16 protein-coding genes are annotated in these 22,631 nt (G+C 72.4%); 5 read left to right on the top strand and 11 right to left on the bottom strand.

Features of this window, described 5'->3' with window-relative positions:
• Positions 1-159: 159 nt before the first annotated feature.
• The 4 genes from ACH4ZA_RS08165 to ACH4ZA_RS08150 form a co-directional block, all read right to left on the bottom strand.
• Complete coding sequence (locus ACH4ZA_RS08165; RefSeq protein ID WP_398428521.1) at positions 160-1,530, bottom strand: cytochrome P450; 1,371 nt, start codon at positions 1,528-1,530, stop codon at positions 160-162.
• Between the two features lie 34 nt (positions 1,531-1,564).
• The gene (locus ACH4ZA_RS08160; RefSeq protein ID WP_398428520.1) at positions 1,565-2,596 is read right to left on the bottom strand and encodes a nucleoside triphosphate pyrophosphohydrolase; all 1,032 of its coding nucleotides are present in this window, start codon (positions 2,594-2,596) and stop codon (positions 1,565-1,567) included.
• Positions 2,597-2,753: 157 nt separating this feature from the next.
• On the bottom strand, positions 2,754-3,398 hold the full coding sequence (locus ACH4ZA_RS08155) for a SurA N-terminal domain-containing protein (RefSeq protein ID WP_319279808.1): 645 nt from the start codon (positions 3,396-3,398) through the stop codon (positions 2,754-2,756).
• Between the two features lie 237 nt (positions 3,399-3,635).
• Complete coding sequence (locus tag ACH4ZA_RS08150) at positions 3,636-4,466, bottom strand: glycoside hydrolase domain-containing protein (protein ID WP_319279809.1); 831 nt, start codon at positions 4,464-4,466, stop codon at positions 3,636-3,638.
• Positions 4,467-4,739: 273 nt separating this feature from the next.
• On the opposite strand from ACH4ZA_RS08150, the gene ACH4ZA_RS08145 reads away from it, so the two are divergent.
• Positions 4,740-5,129, top strand: coding sequence for a hypothetical protein (locus ACH4ZA_RS08145; protein ID WP_319279810.1), 390 nt, complete (start codon positions 4,740-4,742; stop codon positions 5,127-5,129).
• A 70-nt stretch (positions 5,130-5,199) separates the two neighbouring features.
• Here the strand turns inward: ACH4ZA_RS08145 and ACH4ZA_RS08140 are convergent, their stop codons facing one another.
• The gene (locus ACH4ZA_RS08140) at positions 5,200-5,940 is read right to left on the bottom strand and encodes an HNH endonuclease family protein (RefSeq protein ID WP_398428519.1); all 741 of its coding nucleotides are present in this window, start codon (positions 5,938-5,940) and stop codon (positions 5,200-5,202) included.
• 190 nt (positions 5,941-6,130) lie between these two features.
• On the opposite strand from ACH4ZA_RS08140, the gene ACH4ZA_RS08135 reads away from it, so the two are divergent.
• Positions 6,131-6,316, top strand: a complete 186-nt coding sequence (locus ACH4ZA_RS08135; protein WP_319279812.1) for an antitoxin — start codon at positions 6,131-6,133, stop codon at positions 6,314-6,316.
• Between the two features lie 199 nt (positions 6,317-6,515).
• Here ACH4ZA_RS08135 and mfd read toward each other — a convergent pair whose 3' ends face one another.
• The 3 genes from mfd to ACH4ZA_RS08120 all read right to left on the bottom strand — a co-directional run bounded on the left by mfd (position 6,516) and on the right by ACH4ZA_RS08120 (position 13,867).
• On the bottom strand, positions 6,516-10,049 hold the full coding sequence (gene mfd, locus ACH4ZA_RS08130; protein ID WP_398428518.1) for a transcription-repair coupling factor: 3,534 nt from the start codon (positions 10,047-10,049) through the stop codon (positions 6,516-6,518).
• 453 nt (positions 10,050-10,502) lie between these two features.
• Complete coding sequence (locus ACH4ZA_RS08125) at positions 10,503-13,082, bottom strand: FtsX-like permease family protein (protein WP_319279814.1); 2,580 nt, start codon at positions 13,080-13,082, stop codon at positions 10,503-10,505.
• Positions 13,079-13,867, bottom strand: coding sequence for an ABC transporter ATP-binding protein (locus ACH4ZA_RS08120; protein WP_319279815.1), 789 nt, complete (start codon positions 13,865-13,867; stop codon positions 13,079-13,081). The genes ACH4ZA_RS08125 and ACH4ZA_RS08120 overlap by 4 nt, the downstream gene beginning before the upstream one ends.
• Positions 13,868-14,575: 708 nt before the next feature.
• Between ACH4ZA_RS08120 and ACH4ZA_RS08115 the strand changes: the two genes are divergently transcribed.
• Positions 14,576-15,106 carry a DUF485 domain-containing protein gene (locus tag ACH4ZA_RS08115; protein WP_398428516.1) on the top strand — a complete coding sequence of 177 codons (531 nt, stop codon included), beginning with the start codon at positions 14,576-14,578 and terminating at the stop codon, positions 15,104-15,106.
• Positions 15,103-16,713: a cation acetate symporter gene (locus ACH4ZA_RS08110; protein WP_319279817.1), complete on the top strand. Its 1,611-nt coding sequence runs from the start codon at positions 15,103-15,105 to the stop codon at positions 16,711-16,713. Before ACH4ZA_RS08115 ends, ACH4ZA_RS08110 begins: the two co-directional genes overlap by 4 nt.
• Positions 16,714-16,789: 76 nt before the next feature.
• On the opposite strand, the gene ACH4ZA_RS08105 is transcribed toward ACH4ZA_RS08110, so the two are convergent.
• The 3 genes from ACH4ZA_RS08105 to ACH4ZA_RS08095 form a co-directional block, all read right to left on the bottom strand.
• Positions 16,790-17,674: a cellulose-binding protein gene (locus ACH4ZA_RS08105; protein ID WP_319279818.1), complete on the bottom strand. Its 885-nt coding sequence runs from the start codon at positions 17,672-17,674 to the stop codon at positions 16,790-16,792.
• 292 nt (positions 17,675-17,966) lie between these two features.
• On the bottom strand, positions 17,967-20,723 hold the full coding sequence (locus ACH4ZA_RS08100; protein WP_398428515.1) for an SUKH-4 family immunity protein: 2,757 nt from the start codon (positions 20,721-20,723) through the stop codon (positions 17,967-17,969).
• A gap of 8 nt (positions 20,724-20,731) precedes the next feature.
• Entirely contained in the window at positions 20,732-21,760 is a 1,029-nt protein-coding gene (locus tag ACH4ZA_RS08095; RefSeq protein WP_319276347.1) for an SMI1/KNR4 family protein, read from the bottom strand.
• A 307-nt stretch (positions 21,761-22,067) separates the two neighbouring features.
• On the opposite strand from ACH4ZA_RS08095, the gene ACH4ZA_RS08090 reads away from it, so the two are divergent.
• Positions 22,068-22,604, top strand: a complete 537-nt coding sequence (locus ACH4ZA_RS08090; RefSeq protein ID WP_319276346.1) for a YwqJ-related putative deaminase — start codon at positions 22,068-22,070, stop codon at positions 22,602-22,604.
• Positions 22,605-22,631: the final 27 nt, after the last annotated feature.

Raw genomic sequence — 22,631 nt, 5'->3', positions numbered from 1 at the left:
CTGACGAGTGAACGTATCGGCAGACGATCACTTGTCACAAGTTAATGCCGCGCAGATCACGTGAAGATCACAGACTTGAGGATCGGTCACCTTTGCTCCGCCTCATGGTCACAATCCGGCTGACGTTCCGTCAGGTCCGCACTGTTCGTGACACGACCGTCAGGCGCCGGAGCCGGCGGCGGACACCGGGGCGAACTCGACCGGCAGCGTGCGCAGGCCGCGCATGATGAGGCCGCCGCGCCACCTCAACTCCGCCGGTTCCACCGCCAGTCGGAGGTCTGGAAGCCGGGTGAGCAGGGTGGCGAGCGCGGTCTGGCCCTCCAGCCGGGCCAGCGGGGCACCCAGACAGTAGTGGATGCCGTGTCCGTAGCCGAGGTGCTGGTTGTCACGGCGGGAGAGGTCGAGGGTGTCGGGGTCGGTGAAGCGGGCCGGGTCGCGGTCGGCGGCGGCCAGCACGACCAGGACGGGATCGCCGGGTGCGATGTCCTGGCCTCCGATGGCGACGGGCTCGGTCGCGAACCGCCAGGTGGCGAGTTCGACGGGGCCGTCGTAGCGGAGCAGTTCCTCGACGCCGGTGGCGAGCAGGGCCCGGTCGCCGCCGTCCTCGGTGAGGGACCGCTGCAGGGCCTCGCGCTGTGCGGGATGGGTCAGGAGGGCGTACATGCCGTTCCCGATGAGGTTCACCGTCGTCTCGAAGCCGGCGAACAGCAGGATGAAGGCCATCGCGGCGGCCTCGTTCTCCGTGAGGTGCTCGCCGTGGTCAAAGGCGCGGATCAGACCCGAGATGAGGTCCTCGCCCGGCGCGGGTTCGTCGGGGAGTCCGGCGCGTTTGCGGTGGATGAGCTCCAGCAGGTAGCCGCGCATCTTCTTCACCGACCGGGCGACGCCGCCTCTGGGACCTCCGCCGTGCCGGATCATCATCCCGGCCCAGTCGCGGAAGTCGTCCTGGTCCTCCTCGGGGACGCCCAGCAGGTCGCAGATCGCGTAGATGGGCAGGGGGAAGGCGAAGTCGTGGATGAGGTCGGCACGGCCCTCGGCGGCGAACCGGTCGATCAGCCGGTCCGTCAGCTCCTGCACGCGCGGCGCGAACTCGGCGACGCGGCGCGGGGTGAAGGCCTTGCTCACGAGTCGCCGCAGCCGGGTGTGGTCCGGCGGGTCGATGTTGAGCAGATGGGTCATCAGCTCGGCCTTGCGCTCCCCGGGGATGCCGGTCCTGCCCCGGGCGTGGGCGGGCTCGTCGTGATGTGCGGGGTTCTTGGACAGCCGCGGGTCGGCGAGGGCCTGCCTGGCGTCGGCGTACCGGGTGACCAGCCAGGCCTCGACCCCGCTCGGCAACGCGGTCCGGTGCACCGGGGCGTGCTCCCGCAGCCAGGCGTAGGCGGGGTAGGGGTCGGTGGCGAACTCCCAGGTGAAGAGCTCGGGCGCGGGCGGCGCGTCGGCCGGGGACCGGCGGGACGACCGGGCCGGGTCGGTCCGTTCGGTCGGGCGGGTCGGGTCGGCCGGGTCGGCCGGATGGGTCGGGTCGGTCACTCCCCGACGGTAGCGGGCTTCCCGAGGTGCACGGTCACGCTCCCTCGCCCTGGGACGAGGGCGGGGCCGGGCGGTCGGGGAGGCCTTCGGTGACCCTGATCGCGTCCCGGTAGGCGCGGGCCGCCGCCCGCAGCGCCGCCTCCGGGTCCACGCCCTGCGACTCGGCCCGGGCGGCGAGGGCGAGCAGTTCGTAGCCGATGCCCTCGGCGGCCGGCAGCGGCACGTCCAGCCCGGCCGTCCGGGTGCGCGCCATCAGCTTCGCTGCGAGAGCCAGCGCGGGCTGGTGGAGCGGAACGCCGTCGGTCACCGACGCCCGCCGCTTCTCGACCGCCTTCGTGCGCAGCCAGTGCTCCTTGACCTCTTCCGGCGTGGTGGCGGTGGCGTCGCCGAAGACATGGGGGTGGCGGTGGACGAGTTTGGCGACGATCGTGCCCGCGACGTCGTCGACGGAGAACGGTGACTCCTCGTCCTCCTCGGCGATGCGGGCGTGGAACACCACCTGGAGCAGGACGTCGCCCAGTTCCTCGCGGAGTTCGTCCCGGTCGCCGTCCTCGATCGCCTCGACCAGCTCGTACGCCTCCTCCATCGCGTACTTCGCCAGGCCCTGGTGGGTCTGCTGCGAGGACCAGGGGCACTCCTCGCGGATGCGGTCCATGACCTGGACGAGGTCGAGGAGCCGGGCGCCCGGCAGGTCGTAGGAGGCGGGGAGGAGTTCCAGCTCCGGCATCGACACCCGGCCGGAGCCCGCCAGCCGGGCCAGACCGTCCGTGAGGGCCGGTTCACCCTCGCCGGTAGCCACCACCACCGCGGTGCGGCCGCCCGCGCAGGCGGCGACCAGCTCCTCGGCGGTCGGTGAGCTCTCCTCGACCGCTATGCCCGCGTCCCGTAGATAGGGCAGCTGCGGGTGCGCGCCGTCCGCGCACAGCACCCGGTCCGCCGCGCGCAGGATCTGCCAGGCCGGCCAGGACAGCAGACCGGGGGCGACGCGGTGGCTGGTGGTGAGCAGGACGACGCGGCCCGGGGCGGTGACTGCGGCGTCGGCGTCGGCGGAGCTGATTGCGTTCACACCCCGAACGTAACCCACGCCCGCCGCCCGCCAGGGGACTCGTCCACAGGGCAGGCCTTCCGGTCACACGATCACATGGTCGGACCGACGGCCGGACGGGGCGCTCACGGCGTCGCACGTCCGGTCACGGGTCGCGCGTCGCCCCGTGCGCACGGGGTCAGGTCGTCTGCTTGGTCCCGGTCGCCGTGACCTCCCGCACCCACGGGGTCTTCGCGTCGACGCGGGCGACCTTCTGCGCGTCCCAGCTGCCGTAGCGCGGGTTGAGGTCGACGCCGAGAGACTTGGACGCCTTGGACAGGGCGCTCCAGAACGCGGGCTGGCTGGTGGTCGTGCCGAGCCGGGCGGCGAGTTTCTGCGCCTCCAACTGGAGACGCAGGTTCTCGTCGAGGCGCTGCGGCGGGATGCCGTACTGCTGCAGCCACGCCGTCTCCAGGCCCTTCGCGCCGCCCGCCTGCTGTTCCAGGCCGGTCCGCATCTCCTGGACCTCGCGCGGAGTGACGGTGATGCCCGCGTCCTCGGCGGCGTGGTGCAGCACCTGGTCGAGGACCATGCCGTGCAGGGTGTCCCGGGCGAGCCCGCCGGTCTGGCCGACGACCTGCGCGTACTGGACGTCGTCGGTGACGGCCGCGCGCTGCGCGGAGCGCACCTCGTCCACCCGGCTCTCCAGTTGGGAGACGGTGATCCGCTGACCGCCCACGACGGCCGCCGCACCCGGATGGGCGTCATTGCCGCAGGCGGTGAGGAGAGGGGCCGCCGCGATCGCGGCGGACAGCAGGAGCGCGGTGCGACGACGGCGGTGCAAGGAAGCCTCCCGAGGAGATTGTGCGGCGGTGCACAAGGTCTTGCGGTGATCGATGGTAGGCAGTGGCGCGGCTGCGGCCAACCCATTCGACCAACGATTCACCAGGACTTCCGGCACCGCCGCGCCCATGGCCCGCCCGCTACCCGCCCACTCCCCGCCCGCCCGTCGCCCGGTCGCCGCCGGGTTACCGCCCGCCCGTCGGTGCGGACGGTCGGACCGGCGGGTTCCGGGGCGGTCTCAGCCGACCAGGGCGACCGGGGCGTCCCAGGAGTCGCGGTCCACGGTGATCGTGTAGCCGCCGCGGGTCTCCTTGCTGTTGACCAGGTACTGGTGGCCGCGGCTGTGGCCGGTGAACTGGGTGGCGCCCCACGGCCAGTCCGTGGTCGTGGTGTCCTTCTTGTCCCACAGCGCGTACCAGAGGTTGCCCGGCAGGTCCGTCTTGTTCGTCGCGGTGGCGATCGCCTTGGCGCTGGAGCTGCTGAACCCGTAGTAGCCGGCCCGGTACGTCTTGGCGCGCAGCGTCTTGCTGAAGGAACGGACGTAGGCCAGCACGGAGTCGTTGCACGACTTGTTCGTGATGTCGTACGCCTCCATGTCGAGGTAGATCGGGCTGCCGGCCTTCATGCCGAGGGCGGACGCCTTGGCGACGGCGTCCGCCGCGTCCGTGGCGCCGAGGGAGGTGGCCGTGGAAGCGGTGATCTTCTCGGGGCTGGAGCCGGTCTGGCACGGCGGCTGCGCGCCGACGTAGAGCGGGATGAGCTTCCAGCCGAGCGTGTTGACCGACTTCACCCACGACGCGGTCAGGTTCGGCTGGGCGCAGCCGCGGTTCTTGCCGCCGACGTAGACGGCGGCGCCGCCGTAGTAGCCGTCCGTCTTCCAGGCCTTCATCGCGGCCAGCGAGGGCGCGGTGCAGGCGTCGAAGGCGCGGCCGGTGTACGTCTTCTGGGCGGGCCAGACGGTGGCCGCCATCGAGGTCTGCGCCGCTATCCCGGCCCCCGCGAGGACGGCCGCGCCGGCCACGCCCCACGTGATGTATCTGCGCTTCCTGGACTGCCGGTGCTCGGCCATGCGTCCCCACCCATCGTTCGTCTGTGATGCTGCGCGTACGGCGTCCTCGCCGGCACGATCGCGTCGTACGGGTCTCTCCCCTCGACCGGTACGACGATACGGCGTCGACTCGACGTCACGGCGCCGCACGCACGGTACCCCGTGGCGTGCCCGTGAACGGGAAACGGTACGTCGGCAGCGTCACAAGATTCACTTACGTCACGGTAAAGAAGCGGCGGCCCGGCGCGGGCCGCCCATGTCCTACCCTTGCCCCCTGGGACCTTGGGGGGCGACATGACGATGCCGACGACGACCGTGACCGGCACGGTGAGACGGCTGGAGGGCGGCTGGCCCGAGCGGCTCGCGTGGGTGGTGCTGGTGTGGCTCTCGCTGGGCTTCCTGGCGTGGGTGCCGTTCCTCTACGTGGGAATCCGCCGAGGCCTGTCCTCGGACTGGGCGGCCTTCGTCTCGTTCGCGCTGTACGAGGTGGCGATCGTGACGGCCACGGTGGTCTCCGACAACGACGACTCGGACGCCTTCTTCGGCGCCATGTTCCTCATCACCCTGCTGATGGCGACCGGGATGCTGCTGTTCGCGATGTTCGACAAGAAGACGCCGGCGGCCCCGGCGTACGGGGCGGGCCACCCGAACCCGTACCAGCAGGGGTACCCGTACGGCCGGTAGCGTCAGCCAGCGGCCCTGAACGGGTGGCCGTGGACGGGTGGCCGTGGACTCGTGGCCGCCGCGGCGCGGGTCACCCCGCGCGGAAGCGGCCCGGGGCCTTGGTCGGGTTGCCCCCGGCGGGCAGTCGCTGCGCGGGGCAGGCCGACAGCACCTTCTCCATCGCGGACTTCTCCGCCTGCGTGACCCACAGCTCGTACTTCTTCTTCACGGCGACCTGCGCGGCGACGTACGTGCAGCGGTAGGCCTTGTTGGGCGGCAGCCACGTCGCCGTGTCGCCGTCCCCCTTGGAACGGTTGGTGCTCGCGTCGACGGCGAGCAGGTTGAGCGGGTCGTTGGCGAGCGCTATCCGCTTGGCGGCGTCCCAGTATTTCGCGCCCTTCTGCCAGGCGTCGGACAGGGCGACGACATGGTCGATGTCGACCTTGCTGCTGCCGCGCCGGTAGGTCACGTCCTTCCCCGAGTACGGATCCGACTCCAGCACGCCGAAGGACACCTTGCACACGCCACCGGTGAACTTCACCTGCTTCAGGTCCCGCTTGAGGATGTCGTCACGGGTGTCGCAGGAGTTGGAGTCCGTGTCCGCCCAGGCGGAGCCGAACTGCTCCCGGTCGTAACCGGTCTTGGGGGCCCGCCCCTTCACCGGCAGCGACTCGGCCGCCGCGAGGGCCGCCCCGCCTCCCGCCTTTCCCGCGCCCGCCGTCGCTCCCGCGCCGCGGGAGCCCGCACCGGCGGTCTGCTCCTTGCAGCCGGCCGCCGTCACGGCGCACACCAACGCGACGGCTACCGCCGCTCCACCCCTCAGACGCCTCACGCGCCCCTCCCCTGTCCGGCCGCTGTCCGTCCCGCACAGGGCGGATTCCCTGGACGTGGACCGGCACACACCCTAGCGAGGGGCGCGCGGACGCAGCAGGGAGGTCCAGACCACAACGACCTTAAGTGGGCATATCGCACATCACGGGAATATCGTCGGTGGAGAGTCACCTCCGGGAAGGGAGCTCTGCATGGGCATCTTCGACAGGTTCAAGAGCAACAAGGCGGCACAGGACAAGGCCAGGGACATGTCCGACGCCGCGGAGCGGCGGATCAACGAGAAGACGGGCGACAAGTACGAGTCCCAGGTCGACTCCGGTCAGCAGCAGCTGCACAAGCGGATGGGCATGGACGAGGACAGGCCCGAGAACCCCTAGTGCGCACAACCCCTGGCGCGCAGCACCCGGGAGCCTGACGTGGCCGTCCGCGGAGCAGGCCGCTCCGCGGACGGTTTCCTCCGGGAACGCCGGGAACGCCGGGGACGCCGGGAACGCCGGGGACGCCCTGTGGCGGCCGGCCCGGCCCTCCCCGTCCGCCGTCCGTCGCGTGCCGCCGGCCGCCCGCCGTCCGCCGTCCCTATGAGCCCAGCACCGTGGCCAGGAACTCGCCGACCCAGCCGAGCAGTTCACGTCCGACCAGCGGCTTGCCGCCGACCTTCGCGGTCTTCGGGCGCGGCACGAGCACCTGGTGCGCGGCGGGCTTGATGACGGACCCCGGGTACAGCCGCTTCAGGCGCAGTTCCTGCGACTCGCGCAACTCCACCGGAGCGAAGCGGATGTTGGCGCCCTGGAGCACGATCTCACTCACGCCGCACGCGCGTGCCAGCATCCGCAGCCCCGCCACCAGCAGCAGGTTCTCCACCGGTTCGGGCAACTTGCCGTACCGGTCGACGAGTTCCTCGCGGACCGCCCTGACGTCGTCCTCCGAGTTGGCGGAGGCGATGGCCCGGTAGGCCTGCAGGCGCAGCCGCTCGCCCGGCGCGTAGTCGTGCGGGACGTGTGCGTCGACCGGAAGCTCGATCTTGACCTCGAGCGGCGGCTCCTCCTCGATCTCCCCCGTCTCCAGCTGACGCCGGTAGTCCGCGACGGCCTCGCCGACCATCCGCACGTACAGGTCGAAGCCGACGCCCGCGATGTGACCGGACTGCTCGCCGCCGAGCAGGTTGCCCGCGCCGCGGATCTCCAGGTCCTTCATCGCCACGTACATTCCGGCGCCCATCTCGGTGTGCTGGGCGATGGTGGCGAGCCGCTCGTGTGCGGTCTCCGTGAGCGGCTTCTCCGGCGGATACAGGAAGTAGGCGTAACCGCGCTCCCTGCCCCGGCCCACCCGGCCGCGCAGCTGGTGCAGCTGCGACAGACCGAAGGTGTCGCCGCGTTCCACGATCAGCGTGTTGGCGTTGGAGATGTCGATGCCGGACTCGACGATCGTCGTCGAGACGAGCACGTCGAACTTCTTCTCCCAGAAGTCGACGACGACCTGCTCCAGCGCCGTCTCCGACATCTGGCCGTGCGCGGTGGCGATGCGCGCCTCGGGGACGATCTCGCGCAGTCGCGCCGCTGCCCGGTCGATCGACTCGACCCGGTTGTGGATGTAGAAGACCTGGCCCTCGCGCAGCAGTTCACGGCGGACCGCGGCGCCGATCTGCTTCTGCTCGTAGGGGCCGACGAACGTGAGCACCGGGTGGCGCTCCTCCGGGGGCGTGGTGATCGTCGACATCTCGCGGATGCCCGTCACCGCCATCTCCAGGGTCCTCGGGATCGGGGTCGCCGACATCGTCAGGACGTCCACGTTCGCGCGGAGCTTCTTCAGCTGCTCCTTGTGCTCGACGCCGAAACGCTGCTCCTCGTCGACGATGACCAGTCCGAGGTCCTTGAACTTCGTCTCGGACGAGAACAGCCGGTGGGTGCCGATGACGACGTCCACGGAGCCCTCGCGCAGTCCCTCCAGGGTGGCCTTGGCCTCCGTGTCGGTCTGGAAGCGGGAGAGGGCGCGGACCTTCACCGGGAACTGCGCGTACCGCTCGCTGAACGTGCCGAAGTGCTGCTGCACCAGCAGCGTCGTCGGCACGAGAACGGCGACCTGCTTGCCGTCCTGGACGGCCTTGAAGGCGGCGCGGACGGCGATCTCCGTCTTGCCGTATCCGACGTCGCCGCAGATCAGGCGGTCCATGGGGACCGTCTTCTCCATGTCGTCCTTGACCTCGGCGATGGTGGTGAGCTGGTCGGGCGTCTCCGCGTAGGGGAAGGCGTCCTCCAGTTCGCGCTGCCAGGGGGTGTCGGTGCCGAAGGCGTGGCCGGGTGCCGCCATGCGCGCGCTGTACAGCTTGATCAGGTCGGCGGCGATCTCCTTGACGGCCTTCTTGGCGCGCGCCTTGGTCTTCGTCCAGTCCGCGCCGCCGAGCCGGTGCAGCGTGGGCGCCTCGCCGCCGACGTACTTGGTGATCTGCTCCAGTTGGTCGGTGGGGATGTAGAGGCGGTCGCCGGGCTGGCCGCGCTTGGCGGGCGCGTACTCGACGACCAGGTACTCGCGCGTGGCGCCCTGGACGGTGCGCTGCACCATCTCGATGTAGCGGCCCACGCCGTGCTGCTCGTGGACGATGTAGTCGCCGGCCTCGAGGGTGAGCGGGTCGATGGTCTTGCGGCGGCGCGCGGGCATGCGCGCCCCGTCCTTGCCGGCCGCCTTCTGGCCGGACAGGTCGGTCTCGGTGAGGACGGCCAGGCGCAGTGCGTGGTCGACGAAGCCGTAGTCGATCGAGCCGCAGGAGACGTGCACGACGGAGGGGCTCAGCTCGGTCAGGTCGCTGTCGAGACGGGCGGCCACGCCCTCGCCGCCGAGTACTTCGACCGTGCGGGCGGCCGGGCCGTGCGCCTCGGTGACGAAGGCGACGCGCCAGCCGTCCGCGAGCCAGCCCTTGGTGTCCGCGAGGGCCTTGGCGGTGTCGCCGCGGTAGGTCTCGGGTGCGTGCATGCCGAGCTTCAGCGTGCCGTCGTCCAGCTCGTCGTCGGCCGCGAACGGCGACACCGACCACCACATCATGTCCAGCTCGCGCGCGTGTTCGCGGACGTCGGCGATCGACCACAGGGAGGCCGCGCCGACGTCGATGGGCGCCTCGCCGCCGCCCGCCGTGGCAGCCCAGGAGGCCTGCAGGAACTCCTGCGAGGTCGCCACGAGGTCGGCGGCACGCGTGCGGACCCGCTCGGGGTCGCAGACGACGGCCATCGCGCCCTTGGGCAGGACGTCGAGCAGCAGCTCCATGTCGTCGACGAGCACCGGGGCCAGGGACTCCATGCCCTCGACCGCGATCCCCTCGGCGATCTTGTGGAGCAGCTCGCCGAGTTCCGGGTGCCGCTCGGCGAGGTCGCGCGCCCGCGTGCGCACGTCGTCCGTCAGGAGCAGTTCACGGCAGGGCGGGGCCCACAGGCCGTGCTCGGCTACCTCCAGGGAGCGCTGGTCGGCGACCTTGAAGTAGCGGATCTCCTCGACGTCGTCACCCCAGAACTCGACACGCAGGGGGTGTTCCTCGGTGGGCGGGAACACGTCCAGGATGCCGCCGCGGACGGCGAACTCGCCGCGCTTCTCGACGAGTTCCACGCGCGCGTAGGCGGCCGCGGCGAGCGCTTCGACGATCTCGTTCAGGTCGGCGCTCCCACCCGAGCGCAGCGCCACCGGTTCCAGGTCGCCGAGTCCCTTGACCTGCGGCTGGAGCACGGAGCGGACGGGTGCGACGACCACCGAGACGGGGCCGGTCTCCGGGTCGTCGGGGCGCGGGTGGGCCAGCCGGCGCAGCACGGCGAGGCGGCGGCCGACGGTGTCGCTGCGCGGGCTGAGGCGCTCGTGCGGGAGCGTCTCCCAGGAGGGGTACTCGACGACGCCGTCCGGCGGGAGCAGCGAGCGCAGGGCGGCGGCGAGGTCCTCGGCCTCGCGGCCGGTGGCGGTCACCGCGAGGACGGTGCGGCCGGTCTCGCGGGCGAGGGCGGCGATCGCGAACGGGCGGGCCGCCGGGGGACCGACCAGATCGACGTGCATGCGGTTGCCGTCGGCGGCCGCGGGGATGGCTTCCGCGAGGGCGGCGTCCTTGACGACGGCGTCGAGCAGACCGTGCAGGCTCATGGAGGGCTTTCCGTCGAGGGGCCCGGGTGTGTCTCGTCCTCGCGGGATGTCTCTCGCGGTGACACGGGTGCACCCGGTCCGGGGTGGGCAACGCGAAGGGCCCGACGCGTGTCACGGGCCGGGGGTGTCCAGGGTACGACGGGGCGGGGATGTTCGCCGGGGGCTGTGGACAACCCCGGGGGCAGGTGGGGGCCGATGACCGGATTCTTTCGTCCGCGCCGCCCCGCGGAGGGGTCGCCCCGGCGAGGGGCCGCGCCTACGAGGGATCGCACCGCGGAGACGGCCACCGCACCGCGGAGAGGGCCGCACGCGAAGACGGCCACCTCACCGCGGAGGTGGCCGTCTCACGGACCGGCCGGGAGCACGAAGGAGCCCGGCACCGAGAAGACCCCCGTCCTTCTCGATGCCGGGCCGTGCGCCCCGCGCCGCCTCCGCGGCGCGGGGCCGTTTCCGCTACTCCGTCGCGATCGCGTTCAGGACGTTCATGCGGCCCGCGCGGAACGCCGGGATCAGTGCCGCGAACAGGCCCACGAAGGCGGAGCCGATGAACACGCCGATGATCGTCGGCCACGGGATCTCGAGGACGTTCAGGCCCTGCAGGGCGAGGAGCTGCTGGGCGGTCGCGCCCCAGCCCATGCCCAGGCCGAGGCCGAGGAGCGCGCCGAAGAGGGCGATGACGACCGACTCCATGCGGATCATGCGGCGCAGCTGGCGGCGGGAGAGGCCGATCGCCCGCATCAGGCCGATCTCCCGGGTGCGCTCCACCACCGAGAGCGCCAGGGTGTTCACCACGCCGAGGACGGCGACGATGATCGCGAGGGCGAGCAGGCCGTAGATCAGGTTCAGCAGCTGCCCGATCTGGTCCTTCAGCTCCTGCTTGTAGTCGGTCTGGTCGCGGACGGTGTACTGCGGGTAGTCGTGCAGCGCCGACTTCAGGGCCGTGTACGCGGCGTCCTGCTGTCCTTCCTTCGCCGAGGCGAAGACCAGCTGGTCCAGCGGCAGCTTGTCGGCGGGGACGTACTTCTTGAGGGTGGCGATGGAGGTGTACATCGCGCCCTGGTCGATGACGCCGTCGCTGCTGGTGATCGCGCGGACCGTCAGCCGGGCGGTGGATCCGTCCTTGAACGCCACGGAGATCGTGGAGCCCAGCTTGATCTTGTGGTCCTCGGCGAACTTCTCGTGGACGGACATCGAGTCGAGGCGGTAGGCGTCGGCGAGCTTGCCGGCGACGGTCTCGACGCGCAGGTCGGTCGCGTACGTCGGGTCGGCCGCCGTGATCGACGTGTCGTCGAGGGTCTTGCCGTCGGGGGTGGTGTAGTCGGCCTGGGTCCCCTTGTACTCGGTGACCCGCTCCAGACCCGGGACCGACCTGACGGCCTGCACGGCGTCGGCGGTCAGGCGCTGGCCCTTGTCGCTCTGGATGATGAAGTCCGTGCCGACGCTCTTGTCGAGCTCCTCCGTGGCGGAGGCCACCATGGACGAGCCGACCACCGACAGGCAGGCCACCAGCGCGAGGCCGATCATGAGGGCCGCGCCCGTGGCGCCCGTGCGGCGCGGGTTGCGCAGCGCGTTGCGCTCCGCCATCCGCCCGACCGGGCCGAACGCCCTGAGCAGGACCGCGCCGAGCACCCGCACGACCGCTCCGGCCAGCAGCGGGCCGATCACCACGAAGCCGATCAGGCTCAGCACCACGCCCAGGCCCAGCCACATCGAGCCCTCGGCCGCCTTGTCGGCGGCGGACGCGAGGTACAGACCCGCGCCGCCCGCACCGGTGAGCAGCAGACCGATGACGGCCCGCGCGATGCCGGCCTTGGCGTCGGCCGGGGCGCCCGCGTCGCGCAGCGCGGCCATCGGGGAGACCTTGCCGGCGCGGCGGGCCGGGAGGTAGGCCGCCAGCACCGTGACGACGATGCCGAGGACCATGCCGACCACCGGGGTCGTCCAGGCGACCGTCAGGTCGTCGGTGGAGAGGTTCATGCCGGTCAGGCTCATGAGCTTCATCAGGCCGACCGCGATGCCGACGCCCGCGCCGACGCCGAGGACGGAGCCGACGACGCCCAGCAGCAGGGCCTCCGCGAGCACCGAGCGGTTGACCTGCTTGCGGCTGGAGCCGATGGCCCGCATCAGGCCGATCTCACGGGTGCGCTGGGCGACCAGCATCGAGAAGGTGTTGATGATCAGGAAGATGCCGACGAGGAAGGCGATCCCGGCGAAGCCGAGCATCGCGTACTTCATCACGTCCAGGAAGCTCCCGACGTCCTTGCGGTTGGCGTCGGCGGTCTCCTTCGCGGTCTGCACCTTGTAGTCGGCGCCGACGCCGGCCGCGACGTTCTTCTTGAGCTGATCGTCGCTGACCCCGGCCGCGGCCGTGACGTTGACGTTCGTGTAGACGTTCGCCTCGCCGACCAGCGTCTTCTGGGCGGTCGCGGTGTCGAGGTAGAAGATCGCCGCGCCGGGGTTGGTGACCTGGAAGGCGGCGATGCCGGAGATCTTCGCGGTGTGCGTGCCGACCGCGGTGATCACGCCGATCTGGTCGCCGAGCTTCAGGTGGTGCTTGTCGGCGGTGTCCTCGTCGACCATGACCTGGTCGGAGCCCTTGGGCGCCGCGCCTTCGGTGATCTTCATGGTGCGGGCTTCGTTGGCGTTCCAGCTGCCGACGATGGTGGGCGCGCCGCTGGACGGCGACAGGCTGTCCTTCTCGGCGTCGACGACGGTCGCCGCGCTGGAGAAGACCGCGCCCTCCGCCGACTTCACACCCGGCGCCTTGCGCACCCGGTCGAGCACGGAGGCCGGCATGACCGGCGGCTTGCCGTTGTCGGCGGTCGTCTCACCGGTGTCCGAGGCGCCCTTCGCGCTCACGGTCACGTCGGAGGAGGTGGCGGCGAAGAGCTTGTCGAACGTCGTGTTCATCGTGTCGGTGAAGACGAGCGTCCCGCAGACGAACGCCACGGACAGCAGGACCGCCACGGCCGACAGTGCCATGCGTCCCTTGTGCGCGAAGAAGTTGCGCATCGAGGTCTTCAGCACGGTCATGACGTACGCCCCCGCGCGTCGAAGTCCTTCATGCGGTCGAGGACGCTCTCGGCGGTCGGCTTGAACATCTCGTCGACGATCCTGCCGTCCGCGAGGTACAGCACCCGGTCCGCGTAGGAGGCGGCCACCGGGTCGTGCGTGACCATCACGATGGTCTGGCCCAGGTCGTCCACCGAGCGGCGAAGGAAGCCCAGGACCTCGGCGCCGGCGCGCGAGTCGAGGTTTCCGGTGGGCTCGTCGCCGAAGATGATCTCCGGGCGGGCCGCGAGGGCGCGGGCCACGGCGACGCGCTGCTGCTGACCGCCGGAGAGCTGGGTGGGACGGTGCTTGAGGCGGTCGGCGAGCCCGACGGTCTCCACGACCTGGCTCAGCCACGCCTTGTCCGGCTTGCGGCCCGCTATGTCCATGGGCAGCGTGATGTTCTCGAGCGCGTTCAGCGTGGGCAGCAGGTTGAACGCCTGGAAGATGAACCCGATCCGGTCCCGGCGCAGCTTGGTGAGCTTCTTGTCCTTGAGCCCGGTGATCTCGGTCTCGTCCAGGTAGATCTGCCCCGACGAGACGGTGTCGAGGCCGGCGAGGCAGTGCATCAGCGTGGACTTGCCGGACCCCGAGGGGCCCATGATCGCGGTGAACTGGCCACGGGAGATGTCCACGTCGACGTGGTCGAGCGCGACGACCCGGGTCTCCCCGGATCCGTATGCCTTGACGACCTGTCGCGCTCGCGCGGCAACGGCCGTAGGCCCTCCAGTGCCCCCGTGCCTGGGAATGGTCACAGCCGAAGTCACGGTCAGTCTCCTCAGTCGAAAGTCTGCGGTGGACGAGCGCCTCGGGCCGGTGCCGCCGCACGGTGCGCGGCGGCGTCGGTCGGTGAAGCGCTACGTCGAGAAGTGTGTCGGCGGGAGGCGGGCCCGCGCGCTGGTGCCCGGGCCCGTCTTCCCGGGGGGTTAACCCCACCCCCCGTGGGTGGGGTTGACCGCCCCGCCGGTCCCCGTCCGCCCCCGTCGACGGCGTAAAGCCAGGTTAAGGACGGCGGAGGGGGGTTCTCCTCCTCCGCCGGAACGAACCCGCCCCCAGCCGTAGTGCGGAGGGACCCCTAGGGGCTGTCCACCGCCGGGTGGAGGCGCGCTCGGGGTCTCTCCACCCTCGACCCCGCCCATGCTGCGTCCTCCCGTCGCGTGAGGGGCAAACGGAAAGCAGGGTTCCGGCATATGGATGCAAGGGGCACACGTGGGCGCCACCGGGCGCCGGCCGTCGGCGCCGGCTTCCGCACGGGCGGGGGCGGACGGGGGACGCAGTCGTGTCACCCACGGAAAGGCATCGGGTTAACGCGGGTAACACCCCAGGTGGGAGCCCGTTTCGCGCAGTAAGCGCATACCGACCGACCAGTTTGGTGAAAAGACTTCGCAGCGACCGTACTCCCGAGTAACGTGCCTCCCTCGCCCCCCACCTCCCTGCGGTCCGCCGCCTCGGATCCGAGCCATGCAAGGAGCGGGATGTCCCACGACCCGTCGTTCCCCCACCCGTCGCACCCCCACTCGTCATACCCCCGCCCGTCACACCCCCACTCGTCATACCCCCGCCCGTCACACCCCGAGCCGACCTACCCGTGGCAGCCGCCGCCCCCGCAGCCCGAGCCGCAGCGACCTCGCCCGGACCGCCACGCACCCGTCGGCCGCCACAGCGATCTGCGGATCCTGCGCGGCGCCTACCGCCGTCAGCGACGCGTGGCGACCCTCACCGCGCTCGGCTACTTCGTCGTCTTCCTCGTCCTGTCGGCGTACGCGCCGTCCCTGATGACCGGCACGCCCGCGCCCGGCCTCCCCGCCGGACTGCTGCTCGCCCTGCTCCAGCTCCCGGTCACCTGGCTGGCGATCGTCCTGTACGAGCGCACCGCCCGCCGGCACGTCGACCCGCTCGCCGACCGCATCCGCAAACTCGCCGAGATCGACGCCAGAAGGGACACCCGCACCGCGCGGGAGACCCGGGACCGCCGCGGCACGCACCCGGGGGAGGCCCGACGATGACGGAACTCACCGGCGACGCCCAGACCATGTCCCTCGTGGCGTTCACCGCAGTCGCCACCATCACGCTGCTGCTGTGCGTGATGACCGGCCCCGACCGCGACGACCTCGACGAGTTCTACACCGGCTACCGCTCGCTGTCCCCGCTGCGCAACGGCCTGGCCATCGCGGGCGACTACATCTCCGCGGCCACCGTCCTCGGCACCGGCGGGGTCATCGCCCTGTGCGGCTACGACGGCGTCGTCCTCGCCCTCAGCACCGTGCTCTCCCTGATGCTGCTGATGTTCCTGCTGGCCGAACCGCTGCGCAACGCAGGCAGGTTCACCATGGGCGACGCGCTCGCCCGCCGGATGCCGGGCCGCGCGGTGCGCATCACGGCGTGCGCGGTCACCCTCGCCGCACTCCTGCCGATGATGCTCGTCCAGCTCGCCGGCACCGGCCAGCTGCTCGCCTTCATCCTCGGCTTCTCCGGCGACTCGGTGAAGACGGGCTGCGTCGTGGGCATGGGCGTCCTGATGATCAGCTACGCGGCGATCGGCGGCATGAAGGGCACCGCGCTCATCCAGATGCTGAAGATCGTCACGCTGCTCGGCTCCGGCACCGTCATCGCGGTGATCATCCTGTACCGCTTCGACGGCAGCCCCGGCGCGCTCTTCGACGCGGCCGCCGAGGGGAGCGGGGTCGGCGACGCCTTCCTGCGCTCCGGCCTGGAGTTCGCCGGCGGCCCCTACCCCCGCGTCGACATGATCGTCTCCCAGCTGTCGGTCGTGCTGGGCGGCGCGTGTCTGCCCCACATCACCATGCGCATGTACACCGCCTCCAGCGCCCGCCAGGTGCGCCGCTCGATGTCCTGGGCGGTGTCCGCAGTCGCCCTGTTCGTGCTGGTCATGACGGTCGTCGGGTTCGGCGCCACCGCGCTCGTCGGCCGTGCGCTGATCGCCCGGGCCGACCCCCGGGGCAACACCGCCTACCTGCTGGGCTCCCGGGCCGCGTTCGGCGCGGACGTGTCCACCGCGGAGACCCTGCTCCTCACCACCGTCACGACGGCGATCTTCCTCACCGTCCTGGCCTCGGTCGCCGGCATGATCCTCGCCTGCGCCAACTCCCTCGCCCACGACGTGTTCGCCGCGCAGAAACCAAGGACGTCCCCCCGGCGCGAGATGCTCGTCGCCCGGCTGTCCGCCCTCGCGGTCGGCGTCCCGACGATCCTGCTGGCCACCCAGGTCCAGCACCGCAGCCTGCAGCCCCTGGTCACCCTCTCCTTCTGCCTCGGGGCGTCGGCCCTGGCCCCGGCCCTCGTCTACAGCCTCTTCTGGCGCCGCTACACCCGCACGGGGCTGCTCACCACGCTCATCGGCGGGACCGTGTCCGTGCTGCTCCTCATGCCGGGCACGAACCTGGTCTCCGGCTCGCCCGTCTCCGCCTTCCCCGAGGCCGACTTCAACTGGTTCCCGTTCACCACCACGGGCATCGTCACCGTCCCCCTCGGCTTCGCCCTCGGCTGGCTGGGCACGGTGCTCTCCGGCCACCGCAAGGCGGAGGCGCAGCGGCAACGGTACGAGGAGGTGGAGGGCTCGATCCTGGCGGGCGCGGTCCGCAGGGGCGACTGACGCCCCCTCACAGCGCGGGCCGTCGACGAGCACGGGGGCGACCCGATCGCCGGCCGGCCGGGAGGGGGCGAGGGCGTCAGTCGACCGCCCTCCCGGTGAGGGCGGTGAGGCTGTTGCGGACGTGGTCCATGTGCGCCTGGACGTCCTCCCCGCGCGCGATGTGCTCCCGCAGCACGCGCTCCGTCTCCCGCTCGGTGCGCTCCTCCCGGGCGCGCGCCTCGGCGAGGATCCCGGCCGCACGCGCGTGTGCGTCCTCCTGGCCGCGGCGGGCCGACTCCTCGGCCTCGGCGAACGCCTGCTTCGCCTCGGAGAGCGCCGCCTCGGCGCGCGCCACCGCCTCGGCGTGCCGCGCGTCGATGGCGGCGGCCCGCCCGGCGGCCTCGCGCTCCGCCGCGGCCCACCGCTCGGCGTGCTCCTTGTGCTGCTCGGCGAGCATGGCGGCGGTGCGCTGGCGCACCTCGCGCAGGGCGGCCAGCGCCTCGCCCCGGTACTCCTTCACCTCGCGCCGGGCGCCGATGCGGAGCTCGTCGGCCTCGGCGCGCGCCGCGAGCAGCCGCTGGCGTGCGCGCTCCTCGGCCTCCGCCCGCAGCGCGTCCGCCTCCTCCTGCGCCGCCCGGCGCGTCCCGAGGGCGCACGTCTCGGCGTGTGCGACCTCGTCCGCCGCCGCACGCCGCGCACCCGCGCGAACGTCCTCCGCCTCTTCGATCGCGAGCTGGAGAACGTGCTGCGCACGCTCCCCCAGGGACGCGTAGGTCTGCGGCGCGAGCCCCGTCACGACCTCGCGCAACCGCTCGGCCTCCTCCTCCATCTGCCGGGCGAGGACGGTGAGCCGGGCGGCCCGCTCCCATGCCGCGTCCCGGTCGGCACAGAGCGCGGCCGTGTACGCCTCGACCTGCTCGGGCCGGTAGCCGCGGCCGCGAACGGTCACGAACCCCGGCGGTGACACCGATGCGCTGCTCATCCTTGAACCCCTCGCCACCCGACGGACACGACATGATGATTTCGCGCATATCTTGATGTATCGGGCGTAAGTGTTCATAACGCGACACTCCGCGTACAGATCACGGTCAACAGCGTCACCACCCGGGCACCACCCGAACGCGAATCCAACAACCCCGGACAGGAATCCGCGGTCACCCGGACGCGATTCCGACGAACCCGGACACGAAAAGGGCCGGACCCGGTCATCCGACCGGGTCCGGCCCGCGCGCCGTCCTGAGTGCCGAGCCCTGCGGCAGGTCAGCGGCCCGCCGTCAGAGCAGCCCGTCCCACATCTGCTCCAGCAGCACCGACCACCAGCTCTCCGGCGAACCGAGCGCCGCCGGGTCGAGCGAGGCCAACTGGGCCTGGAAGTCGACGGTCCAGCGGCCCGCCTGCTCCTGGTTCAGACCGAACCGCAGCCGCCACATCCGCCCCAGCAGCGCCAGACAGCGCGCGAACTCCGGCAGCCCCGTGTTCACGAACTGCGGCGGCACCGGAGCACCGCCCAGGCCCGCCTCCACCGGCACGGCGACGATGTTCGCCGTCCCGTACTGCACACAGATCGCTTTGCCGAAGTCGCTGCCCATGACGAGGTAGGAACCCGCGTCCGAGGCCGGCTGCACACCCCGCTCCGCCGCCAGCTCCGCCAGCGTCGGCACCGGCCGCCCCGGCTGGGCCTGCGCCCAGAAGAACGGCCCCATGTCCGCCGGCAGACCCGCCACCACCAGGGTGTGCGCGACCACCGGCGGCACCCCCTGCCGGGACACCGCCGCCTGCTCGAACCGGAACACCGCCGGCCCGAACACCGCAGCCAGCTCCTGCCCGATCGCCTCCGGCGGCACCGGCGGCGTCGGCTGCACCGGGGTCAGCGGCGCCCGCACCGGCCCCGGACGCGCGGGACCGTCCGCCACCTGGTGCAACTCGCCCTGATGCGCCAGCAACTGCCGCATGCCCTGCTGCCGGCTCGCATGATCCGTGCCGTACGGCGCGATGCTCGTGATCCGCGCCTGCGGCCACTGCTCCCGGATCATCCGCGCGCAGTACGCGCCCGGCAACTCGCACGACTCCAGCTCGGTGTGCAGCTCGAGCACCTGGTCCGGCGGCACGTTCATCGCCCGCAGCTCGTGGAAGATCTGCCACTCCGGGTGCGGGGTGCCCGGCGCCGAACGCCGGATCAGCTGCTGCTCCGAACCGTCCTGCGCCCGGAAGCGCAGCACGGCCTGATAGCCGGGCCCGACCGTCGGCAGACCCTGCTGCTGCGGGTACCCGTACGACGGCGGCTGCCCCGGAGGCGGCATGGCGCCCGGCGGCATCGGAGGCTGTGGAGCGCCCGGAGCCGTCCCGGGAGGCCCCGGGGGCACGCCGGGACCGCCACCCGGGAAACCGGGAGCACCGGGCGCCTGCGGCGGCGGGGGCGCGCCCGGGCCGCCGACCGGCGGACCGGCCAGCATCGTCGCGGCGTGGTGGACGGCACCCGGCCCCGCGCCCGGAGCGCCAGGAGCGGCGCCCGGAACCTGCGGCGCGCCGGGAGCCCCCGGCGGAGGCGCAACGCCGCCCGGACCCGGCTGTCCCGGGTCGGCGAACATGGTCGCGGCGTGATGCACCGCACCGGGAGGAGTCCCCCCGGGCGGGTTCGGCGCACCGGGTGCACCGGGCGCAGCGGGCGCGCCCGAAGGACCGGAACCCGCCGGCCCACCCGCCCCACCGGGGCCGCCCGGCGCACCCGGACCACCCGGCTCCAGGGCCGAGATCAGCTGCGTCGGCACATAGCCGCCCGCGGGAGTGCCGGGCGCACCCGGGCCGGACGGCGCGGGCGGCGGCGGAGGCGTGCCGACCGGCCGAGCGCCCGGCGCACCGGGCATCCCCGGCGGAGGCGGCGGCGCCCCCGCACCGCGGTTGCGGCGCGGCGGAGGCGCGGCCTTGCTGGTCGCCGCGTCGGCGATGTCACCGGCGTTCGACGCGAGCGGCCGCGCCGGGGCGCCCGGTCCGGCCGGCGGCTGCGGAGCAGCCGGGGCGCCCGGAGCAGCCGGGGCGCCCGGAGCACCCGCGCCCTGCGGATAGCCGTACGACGACCCGGCCGGCCCCGCCGGCGAAGGCGTCGGACCCGCGGGCGGAGGAGTCGCGGACGGTCCCGCCGGCGCATTCCGGGACGCATGCCCCACGCCCTGCGCCCCGGACGCACCCGGAGCGCCCGGATCGCCGAGCACGGGAGCGACCGCCGTCGGCGGAAGCTGGCTGCCACCGGACATCAACGCCGTCTTGGCGTCCGGCGCGGCCGTCGGCGGCCCCGCGTCGTCGTCGTCGGACCCGCTCAGCGGAGGCGCGAACACCGTCGCGGGCAGCGGCACGGAACGGTCGTCACCGCCGTCGGCATTGGTGTCCGTCCCGGCCCACGGCGTCGCACCGGCCGGAGCGGGAGTGGGAGGGGGAGTGGGGGCACCGGCCGCCGGCGCCGGGCCCGCGGCCGGACCCGTCGGCACCCCGGCCTGCGTCTCGGGCAGCCGGCTCCCCGGCACACCGCCCTGCGTCCGGGGCAGCGACGGATCACCGCCGGCACCCGCGCCGAACGAACCCGCCGACGAGGCCCGACCGTCGACGGCCCCGGACGCCGGCCCGGCGGCGCCGGACACCGGACCCGCCTCCCGCCGGTCGGGAATCCCCAGCCGGTCCGCCGCCTCCTGCAACCACTCCGGCGGCGACAACAGGAACGACGTCTGATTCAGATCCACCCGCGCCGCAGGCGCCGGCACCGCGTCCGCCGGCCCCTCCGGACGGCCGTACTCCTCCTCGTAGCGGCGGATCACCTCGCCCACCGGCATCGAAGGCCACAACGTGGCCTCCCCGCTGTCCCGGGCGATCACCAGCCGCTGCGCACCCCCGTCCGAACGCGGCCCCTCCGCACGGTCCTCGGCCCACACCACGAAACCGAGCTCGAACTCCCGCACCCGCACCTCACGATGCTGGTACGCCGGCACATCGCCGTTGACCCACTCCTCGGCGCGCTCCTGCGCCTGCGCGAACGTCACCATCGTCCAGCTCACTCCCCCGCCGAAGACGCCGAAGCCGCCGGCACCGCCCGCGCGAACCCGCCGTCCACCATCAGATTCGCCACCGTCGCCAACTCCGGCGGATTGCCCGCCAACCGCGACAGGAACACGTCGAAGTCCTCACCGCACGGCAACAACAACCGCTCCATCCGCTCCGCCGGCGACCACCCGGGATCCACGTCCCGCACGTCGTCGTACGAGCAGAACCACACCGAACCGGCCCGCTCGCCCCGCACCTTCACGGCCAGCAACCCGCCCTGCACGAAACCGACGCCCAGATAGTCCTTCGTCAGATGGTCCCGCAGACACTTGTTCACATACACCAGGTCATTGACCGCCGCCTCGTCCCGCACCGTGAAGAACGGCTGGTCCACCAGCAGACCCAGCTCCGCGTCCAGCGCCGCGCCCACCGGCGCACACCCGCCGGCCGCCTTCAGGAACGACCGGTACGCCCCCGGCAGCCGATACCCCAGATCCTCCTCCACCCCCTGCACCTGCTGCTCCGACACCGCCACACCCGACTTCGGCAGACCGAAATGCGCCGGACGCGTCTCCTGCAACGGCCGCGTCCCCCGCTTCGCCTGGTCCACCGACGCCGTCGACACCCCGCCGTGATGCCGCAGCAACGCCTTCACCTCGACCGGAACCAGCTCCAGCCGCCGCGAACCCACCACGTGATGCCACGTCCAGCCGTGCGGAGTCGCCACCTCCGGCACCGTGTCCCACAACTCGTGCCCCGAAGCCGCCGACGCCGCGTTCGCCGACACGTAGTCCGTCAACCGCAACTCGTCCACGCCGAAACCCTCCGGCGGATCCGCGATCTCCGCGGCGGCCCGCGCATACGGCGAGAAGTCGGGATAGCCCCGCTCGTCCACCCGCACACCCCTCGGATGCCGCGCGGCCCGGACCGGATCAGGGAAATGCACGACCTGCCCCGCGTACGCCGCGTTCGGCGGCGTGCCCTGTCCCCCCACCTGGCGGCCGGGAGGCGCCCCCAGCCCGAGCCGACCTGTCGTCATGGCGGTTGCCCCCTGCGGCACTCTGTACGGCCCGCGACGGACGGTTCCGCTTCCGGACCCGGCCCGCCACGACCCGTATCGACTGTCTCCAACGATCTCCGACGCGCGTCAACCGCGCGCTCACGGTGCGACAGCCTATGCGGTACGACGACGGCGGTCACCGGCCCTCCACTTCCGTGACCAGCCGTCACCCCGCCGTGACGACCCACCCCCGCCCCTGGCGTGTCGCGCCGCCCCAGCTTCCGCACCCGCCCCGCCATTTGGCACCCTGTGACCTCCGGGGGGATGCACGGGAGGGGAAACGATCATGAACACCACACAGACGGGCCCACACACCGGCAGGCCGGACGACCTGCACACCACCCACACCGGCGACCCCCGCATCGGCTGGTCCGCCACCACCACGCCCCACGCCCCCACCCTCCGCCACCGCCGCGACGGCATACTCCCCACCGTCGCCGCCGCCCTCTCCGTCCGCGGCGCCACCCTCACCGGCACCGCCGCCCGCGGCGACCAGCCCCCACCCCTGCACCACCTGGTCCAGGACTTCCTCGACACCCTCACCAGCGCCCAACGCGACCGCTCCACCGGCCGCTGCGCCGAAGCCCTCCTCATCTCCCGCCACATCACGGCCGCCGACGCAGCCCGCAGCAGACGCGCCGCCCGCCGCCCCATGACCAACGGCGAAGCCCGGAAGACCCTCAAACAAGCCAAACTCACCACCCGCCACATCCGCGAGGACGGCGACCCCCTCCACGGCGGCTTCGCCACCCCCTGCCGCGCCTGCGCCGCCCTCAGCGCCCACTTCGGCGTACGCGTCGTCGACCCCGCAACGGACTCCTGAACCACCCCCACCGGCGCAGACGGCACA

Source organism: Streptomyces sp. NPDC020597 (genome assembly GCF_044335095.1).
Taxonomy (GTDB): domain Bacteria; phylum Actinomycetota; class Actinomycetes; order Streptomycetales; family Streptomycetaceae; genus Streptomyces.
Note: the sequence above shows the minus strand (reverse complement) of the source record. Positions and strands in the feature narration are given on the sequence as shown.

Coding starts and splice junctions, on each gene's coding strand:
- ACH4ZA_RS08150 (WP_319279809.1), bottom strand. CDS start 4,466: ATGGCCGAGCACCGGCAGTCCAGGAAGCGCAGATACATCACGTGGGGC.
- ACH4ZA_RS08145 (WP_319279810.1), top strand. CDS start 4,740: ATGACGATGCCGACGACGACCGTGACCGGCACGGTGAGACGGCTGGAG.
- ACH4ZA_RS08135 (WP_319279812.1), top strand. CDS start 6,131: ATGGGCATCTTCGACAGGTTCAAGAGCAACAAGGCGGCACAGGACAAG.
- mfd (WP_398428518.1), bottom strand. CDS start 10,049: ATGAGCCTGCACGGTCTGCTCGACGCCGTCGTCAAGGACGCCGCCCTC.
- ACH4ZA_RS08125 (WP_319279814.1), bottom strand. CDS start 13,082: ATGACCGTGCTGAAGACCTCGATGCGCAACTTCTTCGCGCACAAGGGA.
- ACH4ZA_RS08115 (WP_398428516.1), top strand. CDS start 14,576: ATGTCCCACGACCCGTCGTTCCCCCACCCGTCGCACCCCCACTCGTCA.
- ACH4ZA_RS08110 (WP_319279817.1), top strand. CDS start 15,103: ATGACGGAACTCACCGGCGACGCCCAGACCATGTCCCTCGTGGCGTTC.
- ACH4ZA_RS08105 (WP_319279818.1), bottom strand. CDS start 17,674: ATGAGCAGCGCATCGGTGTCACCGCCGGGGTTCGTGACCGTTCGCGGC.
- ACH4ZA_RS08100 (WP_398428515.1), bottom strand. CDS start 20,723: ATGGTGACGTTCGCGCAGGCGCAGGAGCGCGCCGAGGAGTGGGTCAAC.
- ACH4ZA_RS08095 (WP_319276347.1), bottom strand. CDS start 21,760: ATGACGACAGGTCGGCTCGGGCTGGGGGCGCCTCCCGGCCGCCAGGTG.
- ACH4ZA_RS08090 (WP_319276346.1), top strand. CDS start 22,068: ATGAACACCACACAGACGGGCCCACACACCGGCAGGCCGGACGACCTG.